5 protein-coding genes are annotated in these 8,681 nt (G+C 40.8%); 2 read left to right on the top strand and 3 right to left on the bottom strand.

The features are described from left to right. Positions 1 to 3,273 carry a helicase-related protein gene (locus tag AABW11_RS18585; RefSeq protein ID WP_340106839.1) on the bottom strand — a complete coding sequence of 1,091 codons (3,273 nt, stop codon included), beginning with the start codon at positions 3,271 to 3,273 and terminating at the stop codon, positions 1 to 3. Between the two features lie 750 nt (positions 3,274 to 4,023). On the opposite strand from AABW11_RS18585, the gene AABW11_RS18590 reads away from it, so the two are divergent. After that, complete coding sequence (locus AABW11_RS18590) at positions 4,024 to 4,902, top strand: CorA family divalent cation transporter (RefSeq protein WP_340106840.1); 879 nt, start codon at positions 4,024 to 4,026, stop codon at positions 4,900 to 4,902. A 678-nt stretch (positions 4,903 to 5,580) separates the two neighbouring features. On the opposite strand, the gene AABW11_RS18595 is transcribed toward AABW11_RS18590, so the two are convergent. Beyond that, complete coding sequence (locus AABW11_RS18595; protein WP_340106841.1) at positions 5,581 to 5,847, bottom strand: hypothetical protein; 267 nt, start codon at positions 5,845 to 5,847, stop codon at positions 5,581 to 5,583. Between the two features lie 198 nt (positions 5,848 to 6,045). After that, positions 6,046 to 7,020: a hypothetical protein gene (locus AABW11_RS18600; RefSeq protein ID WP_340106842.1), complete on the bottom strand. Its 975-nt coding sequence runs from the start codon at positions 7,018 to 7,020 to the stop codon at positions 6,046 to 6,048. A gap of 736 nt (positions 7,021 to 7,756) precedes the next feature. On the opposite strand from AABW11_RS18600, the gene AABW11_RS18605 reads away from it, so the two are divergent. Then, on the top strand, positions 7,757 to 8,641 hold the full coding sequence (locus AABW11_RS18605; RefSeq protein ID WP_340106843.1) for a hypothetical protein: 885 nt from the start codon (positions 7,757 to 7,759) through the stop codon (positions 8,639 to 8,641). Positions 8,642 to 8,681 lie beyond the last annotated feature (40 nt).

The raw sequence follows: 8,681 nt of genomic DNA on the forward strand, positions 1-8,681 counted from the left end.
TTATACAAAACTCTCAGAGATTATAATTTCAGGATCGATGTTCAGGAATTCCTCTTCGTTTTCCTGCTTGTCTTCTTTGGAAATCCGGCTGGTGTATTTGTTAGCGAGCTTTATGAACTTCTTTTCAAGATCTGTTGGCTTCAATTTCTTTTTCTTTTTCACGATGCGGGTTACCTCTGTAAGCAGGTTGGCATAAGTTCCGGTCTCAATCAACTTGGTAAGTCGTTCATGTGCATCATCCATCTGGTCGGAATCCACAATCCGTTTCAGGTCATCCAAAAACTTAATTGCCTGATTTAAGCGGACATCTTTACGATCGGTCAGACTTCCCTCCGGCTGGTCGGCGATCACATCTCGTGCATATTGCTCTGTGGCAGATCGCACCTGTTCATAGTGCCATTCGGGTAATTCAACAGCATCTTCAGATTCCTTGGCTTCAAAGTGAGCGACTGCATCATCAAAATTCAGCCCTTTAATTTCACCGTCTTCAGTTATCTGGTACAGTTCTTTTCGGTCATCAGTACGCAAGAAACAAACTGAACCATTTTTAAACTCTTCATTTTCTTGTCTTCCGGCTCGTGCTTTCAATGGTAATCTTCTAATGCGTCTGAAATCTTCGGGGTTATTTTCTTTAAAATTACGAATGAACTCCAGATACTTGAGACGAATATCCTCGTCTTCCTCCAGTCCATGCTCATAAAGTTCAAACTGCTCAATAATCTCATCCAGAGAGTAAATCTGTGAATCTTCTCCGTAGGCTGAATGGAAACTTTGAAGCTTCACTAAAGCCTTTTTCTTCAATGAAATTATAGCATCTCCCTCTTGTGAAGGATAGAAATTGAAATTATAGATGCGATCTGCTTTCGTACCAATTCGGTTTACGCGTCCAATTCGCTGCATTAATTTAGTCGCGTTCCACGGGGTGTCATAATTCACTACTACATTCGCCCGATGAAGGTTTACACCTTCTGCCAGTACTTCCGTCGTTATGATGATGTTGTAATCGTCTTTCTGCTCTTTATCATAATTGGCATCAAAGTTGGCCAGAATGGTTTCGAATTTCTTGTTCCGGTTTTCTGAACTGATATTCAGAACTTTTTTGTAGCCATTCTTTTTGAGTGCTTCATAAAGATAGTCGGTAGTGGACGTAGCTTCAGAAAAAACGACTAATTTCCCAGTTGGATTGATACTCCGGTCGAACAGTTCGTTCTCAAGCATATCCAGAAACTTATCCAATTTTGGATCTTCTTTAACAGCAGACCAGTGTCGGGTTAAATAGTTTAAAGCCTCTAAATCTTTCTTAAGCCCCTCAAGAAAACCCGGTTTAAAATCATCACTACTAAAAGTTTTATTACCCGGTTTATCATCAGAAATCTTGAGGATTTTTATTTCGATCTCATCATCCGAAAAGCCTTCATCCATTAACTGATTGACATCAAGATCAGGTGCTATGAATACTTTTCCATCTTCGAACGTCCTGATCATATTCTCGGTAGAATCTCTAAGCTTGAATAAGGAGTCTTTGAAAGCCTGAAAACTACTCTCAATACGTTTTACCAAAAGCGTCGTCATCATTCTAGCAAGCTGCGCAGAGGTTAAATCCGCTATTTCATAATGCTCTGCCTTGATATCATCTTTCAAATAACTGATTGCTCGATACCTATAGTAATCAATCTTTTTTTCATCAAGAATGGCATCCAGTGTTTCAAAAAAGAGCTTTCTGAGTTTATCACTCATTTCATACTCTCTTTTTATCGGGGGTTCAATTTCTGGAAACCTAATACCTTGTTTCCTTAAATCCTCTTTATACTGATTTACGTTCTCAAGGTCTTTACGGGTCCGACGAATCGTAATAGGTTTGAGTACCTGTTCACGGATATCTTTATACATTCCCCTAATCTCTTCCATATTAGGTTCAGGCATTTTTATCAATTCCTTATATCGCTTTATATATGGGTAGAAATATGTCGTCAAATTCTTAACAGGAAGCTTAGATCTACGGGCATCCTGGAAAAGCTGCAGCATATTATAGATGTCGCCGGGCCTATTATTTAAAGGAGTTGCTGATACGAGAATTACTTTCTTTTCATCACTATCGATCAACCCATTATTCAGTCGCCCAGACTTACAAATGATCTGAAGCTGATCAAAAGAGTTGGCCGTACGATTTCTAAATTTGTGAGCCTCATCAACAATAACCAGGTCATACTCTTCCTTAGCCCAGTAATCCAGATCATCATTAAGGATCTTATGCAGGCTCCCATTTGTGATAAACTTGGCGTATTTATCGATACCAAAGAGCCTAAACGTATGCTTCCAGTTTTTCTCCAAAGCCGGAGGATAGATCACAAGAATCTTGGTGTTTCCACTGCCATTAGCAATGATAAACCGCTTGGCTAGCATAGTCGTAACCACCGTTTTTCCCGTACCCACTACATCTGCCAGGAAAAATCCGTTGTAATCCATCAGCATTTCAAATCCCTGATTCACCGCATCTACCTGGTAGGATAATTTTTTGAATTGTTTGGGGACATCGCCCACGGTCTCTGGATCGTAATCTATGTTTCGACCAAAGTATTCAATTAGAAATTTGATATAGAGCTCAAACGGGGTAAACTCTTTTTCTAAATGTGTTTTCTTAGTAGCATTCTGAACATCTTCAGGTAGTATCTCTTCTCCCTCTTCCCATAGTTTCTGAAACTCGCTTTCAGCAAAGGAAACATCATCGTACCGCTTCAACTGTACATTGAACTCGTAATTCCCCTCATCTTTATCACCACCCAAACCTGCTGATGTTAAGTTCGAAGAACCAGTTATCACCCGTCCATCTGTGTCTTGATCAAAATTCTCTGGAAGAAATATGTAAATTTTAGCGTGAAGGTTTTTACTCTGATGGGCCCGGATTTCAATTTTGCCATCCATCACATCCTGCATGAACTGCAGAATACCTTCCTCAACTTCTCTTGAGTATTTTGCTTGTTTGATGTCTTCCTGCATCCATTTTATAAACTCTGCTCTCGTTTTTTTTGGATTTCCCTTGAAAAGCAATCCTCGGCGTTTCGCATCAGCGATTAAATGATCTACATTAATACCAACCAAAATCTTGATTTCATCCAGCTCCATCAGATGCTCCCGAATAGCAAAAAAACCTGATGCTCTGAAGTATCCCACCACGGCATGAAAGGCATAGAGATTCGTAAACTTCTCAAATACCCCGTTAAATTTTTTTAGAAGACTGTTCCCGCGTTGGTTCGTAAAAAAGTTTGTACTCATTAACAGCTCATGAATAGGTATTTAAAATTAAGACAGTGGGTAAGATTATCGTGAAAATATCAGTCACTTTCATCTAATCTTTCAAATGAAACCTTGATTATGATAGATTTTAAACCAAAAATAAGTTAAATGACAATTCGTATATACTCTGGAATTGCATGGAATCTTCCGGAATTATATGAGTTCTCCGGAATTAGGTATTTCCTTTCATCTGATGGGGACGTTTTATCTACTCTTTTCCATAAAAAACCCTTCTCTTTTTTACTGCTAAGCTGCTAAAGAATTGATATGACAAGCATTTTGATCCTAATGCTCGTTTATGACACAACAGATCTATAGCGGTTCCATTCAATGCCTGCTTTTTATTCATATCCATGAGTCAGCTATCAAATAAAGTTTATTATGTCCATCCAGTACTGTTAGAGGGCTAAGTAAAAGCGTAGAATAAAGAGAAAGGTTATGATCCATCCAGATACAGAATTGCATTTTATAAACAGTAAAAAAGACAGACAATACCCTAGAAATCTTCAGATTGATATCTAAAACGGTATGAGAAATTCATTGAATGCTTCTGAATAATGCTCTTCGTTTAATAAAAAATAGGGAGCAGAGCAAGGCCAGGAAAAGCCCTATACCGCGCAAGTTCTTGGACACTCTTGGTTTTGAGACTCTTCTTTCGTTAGTTCCAATTGCCAGTATTTAAAAACCTTCTATCAAGTATTGAACTCGTAATGAATCTATTTTTGCCGAATGAAGAAAACAAGAAAAGACTATGGACCTTTTCAATGGATAGATATAGAAAATCCATCGGAAAAAAGTCTCTCAAACCTCGAATTACCGTTAAGCTTAGACATAAATCTTCTTGAAGATTCTCTAAAAACCGGGCATTTACCGAAAATAGAGAAAACCTCTGACTATTCATTTATGATTCTAAGGGCGTATACGGCATCGGAAGATGAAAAAGCTATAGAAATAGGTCAAATAAGTAATAAAATTGCTTTTTTTGTAAGTGAGCAAGCCGTAATCACTATCCACCGGGCTCCTTTTTCTTTTTTGACCGATTTGCCTGAGAATTTCGATTCTTCAGATGAATTGGTGTTACATATTATTAAGGATTTACTCCTCACGTTTGAAAACCCCATCAAAACTCAATCTGAGAAAATGGATGCTTTGGAACAAAGTATTTTTCTTAAAGGCGGAAGCAACCTTTCTATTGAAAAGCTCTATTTTGAAAAGTCTAAAGCAAGACTATCCAAAAAGTTATTGGTAATCATGCAGTCTGTATTCAATCAATTTAAGGTTGAGGATTCATTAAAAACCAACCTTCAGGATATTAAGGACACCGTTGTGGATTTGACGCTAAGGACAGAAGAGGTTGTAGATGATGCGAATGCCTTACTCAATTCGTATATGACTTTCCAGGCCCAGAAAAGCAATGATGTAATGAAGCTACTGACTATTTTTTCTGCGTTTTTCTTGCCTCTGACGTTTATCGCAGGTGTTTACGGAATGAATTTTGAAAACATGCCAGAGCTTCAATGGGAGTATGGTTATTTCCTATCTCTATTGTTGATGCTAATTATTGCTATCGGAATTTTTATTTGGTTTAGAAGAAAAAAAATACTTTAGATCTATAAAGGGCAAGCTACTTTTTTTATTCACATGATTTCATATCCCCATAACCATCAGTTGATATTTACAGTTCTTATTCCAGCTCATCATCAAACCCAAAAATCGAGATACTTTTTCAAAAGCATTTATAACATGAGCACTTCGAATATCAATGGAATTGCATGGACTATTCCGGAATTAAATGAGTTCTCTGGAATTAAAGATTAGTTTTCATTTAATGGAGACGTTTTGCCTACTCTTTCCCATAAAAAACCCTTCTCTTTTTTACTGCTAAGCTGCTAAAAACTGCTAAAGAGTAGATAAAATGAGCTTTTCTGACTGTATTGAGCGATTATTGACTAAGCAGTTTGTTTAAGAAAATGCTAAAGAGTGCTAAACACTGCTAAGATTTTTAGCAGCTCTTAGCATCTCTTAGCAGTGTTTAGCAGTCGTAGTTATTAATAGAAGTGATGTTTTTGATAGTGTATGAATGGTTTTTTTAGACTTTTTAGCAGTTAGCAGTGATTTGTGTGATTTTATGTTTCTTTTTTTTAAGGATTAATCTTCGGTAAAGAAAATGATACCTAAATAGATGGACACCCCTCTAAATCTCCCCTTATTAGGGGAGAGTTTTCTTTGTTTTATAAAAAAGACAACCACCCCTGGCCCCTCCTTCAAAAGGAGGGGATTATTTGTTTAAAAAGTTAATCTCTGGACTCGGGTTTTTTCATATTCGCGGGCTTTATCGATCAGTTCTTCCATCATTCCTTTAGATAAAAGCTCATCGACGTTTAATATGTAGCATCGAACGTTGCCCTTTTTTTTGGCTCCCATCGATTTGGTCAGGAGCATTTGTACGCTTTTATCTAAGAAATAGCTACTGTTCATCAGGTGGGATTCCAGGACCGACAGTGATATCTCCGAGGTAAAAGACGCACGGATATCCTGCAGGGCGTTCCACACTCGTTTTAACCCGGATTATTCACCAAGAAATATTGTCGGGAGCAAGGCGTAGGGGAAAAAGCGGCGGAAGAGTACTTGGCGTACTCTGAGTACGCTTTATTTCCATACAACGAAGCTCTCGGTAAAATTTCGCCGCAAAACCTGTAGCTTAAATTTGGGTTGCTATCCTTTTTACATAGGTGTAATTTTTTTAGTGCTTTACATTAAATCACACTTATCTTTGTGAATAATTCGGGTTAAGTGAATGGCCAGTATAGGCCCCTGGTAGATGACAGCTCCAGTGTGATCACGTACCACTTCAAACTCTTTGATGCGGAAGTGCCGGTGGTCCAGGGCAAAGTATCTGCCGGGTGGCTCCGAGGATGGATCAAACCGCTGGGTGGCATAGTGCTCCATGCTTTGGAAAAACTCGTGGATGGGGTTGTGTTCGGTGTGCAGCGACTGCTCTTTTCGGATGGCGCTGCAAATTTCGCTTCTAAAGCTCTCAAAATCTTGAAACCAACTGGAGAGTCCAGGCAAAAGATGGTTTACGCACTCATATCCGGCCAGTATGATGGCCCAGTTGTTGACCGTTCGTCCTTCAAAGCACTGATCGCTTAGATATTTTTGGCTGGCCTTTAAGTTGAAAAAGAATTGACCGCGAATGGTCTCATAGTTTTGGAGGATCAACCCCAGAAATTCGGAGAACCGGTCGGTGTGCTCGGCTACCTCACTGACGGTTTGCAACTCCTCGCGTTTGAGAAACTTGTTAAAGTTCAGGATCACCAACCGGCTCAGTACCGCAGCATCATTGGGCTTGTCGTTTCCGGTCATCACCACGCACGCTTTCATGGGCGTTTCAATGGTTTGATGGTCGGTGCTCTTCTTGGCCATCGCCGTGCCGATTCGGTGGTACCAGTTCAGGATGTTGCTGGTCATATCCGGGGCCTGGGAGTTGGTCTCCTGGTTGCGGTAGTCGTCCAGGAAAAAGGGAAACGAGCGTGGCAGGGTCATCCGGCGAATCACACTCTTTACCGTATTCTGCTTTGAGACCGATTGCCGGTTCCCGTTCTGATAGCCAAACAGGGCCATAAACCAATCCATGCTGGTACTCTTTCCGGTCCCGCGCTCGCCAAATTTGAACAGGATCGGAAATCCATCCAGTTTATCAATGATCTCCCGGCTAACCTGCATTTCTCACCAAGAAATTTGGTTGTGGGCAAGGCGTCCGGAAAATGGTGGCGGAAACGTACCTGCGTACGTTGAGCAAACCATTTTCCGGATAACGCAGACCACAGACAAATTTCGCAGCGTTGGATAGAGTGTTTTATTGAATAGGTCTGAAAATGAAGGTTAATACGTTATTAAACATATAGATAGGATCATTAATATTTTTTTGTGTGAGAAATGCAGGCTAAACACGCACGCCACTGCATACCCCAGTGTCGTTCGAATATTAAGCGCCCCGTTAAACTGCTCCCAAAGCAGAAACTTCTCAGCCAGTAGCTGCCGGGTATCCTCTTTAGGGTCCTAAAAACTCAGCAGATATGGCTTCTGTTGGGCTTTTTTATTTGGCAATCTTTCGTATTGTAGCTTTTTCTTCAGATAAAATCACGGCTCTGACATTGCGAAGCAGTGCTTCGCGGTTCTAATCACTCACGGCTGCTTAAAAATTTCAGTAGATTTTGCTTCCGTCGGATTTTTTTACTGCGTATTCCAATCACTTTATCTTGCATACGCCATACGAAATAGCTTCTTTATGAAATCAGCCTTAATCCAATTATAGGTGCTGACCCAAAAGCCAAAATCCGCAACTCCATCAAAATTTTTCAAGCGTTGTAAAACTATCACTTGGCCAATTAGTTGCGACTCTTCAATTTAGTCCTATTTTAGAGTATCAATCAAAGACCAAACCCATTCCACCACAATTATGAAAAATTTCACTCAAGCGATAGTACTTGTTCTTATGTTTGGAGGACTTTATGCCTGCACTTCTGAACCAGCGCAGGACGAAGCTCTTAGCGAACCTAATCTCGTTGAAGTCAAAGCGATATACGATGCTGAAAATGATCGACACCTTTTTGCAACCGAAACCGATACTATACCGGCAGGATGGACGACCTTTCGGTTACTAAACGCCAGCCCCTATGTTCACTTTATCTTTTTTGACTATCTGCCGGGAGACCGCACCAGTGTTGATCTGATGTCTGACGTGAGCCCCGTCTTCCAGGAATCCTCCTATCTGCTCATGGAAGGAAAGCAAGAAGAGGCCATGGCCGCATTTTCCAAACTGCCCGGGTGGTTCAGCGACCTCGTTTTCCGCGGTGGCACCGGGTATACTTCTCCGGGACGCGCCGCAGAAACCACTCTATTTATGGCGCCGGGCAATTATGTCATGGAATGCTACATTAAAATGCCCGATGGCACCTATCACTGGAAAAAGGGCATGTACAAAGATCTGCACGTTTCTGCCGACACCACCCAGGCAAATGCTCCTGCATCGCCCGATATAGAGATTACAGTGACCGACGATGGCTTACAGGTTGAGGGCGAACCCCGAACAGGTGATCAATTGGTGGCCGTGCATTTTGAGCAAGAGAATCCGGGCTTACTTGGCAAGGACGTACATTTAGCCAGGCTGGATGAGTCGACAGACGCAATGGAGGTGGCAGAATGGCTTGATTTCATGACCCCGGAAGGCTTGGTATCCACCGCTGAAAATCCCGGTCCTGCCACTTTCATTGGAGGCACCCACGAAATGCCCAAAGGCAACACCGCCTACTTTACGGTAAGAGAAGTTACCCCATTATTCTAAATTAAACCCACTCAAGTACATATAAAACAATAAGTTATTA

It is taken from the genome of Rhodohalobacter sp. 8-1 (assembly GCF_038150125.1).
Taxonomy (GTDB): Bacteria; Bacteroidota; Rhodothermia; order Balneolales; family Balneolaceae; genus SW132.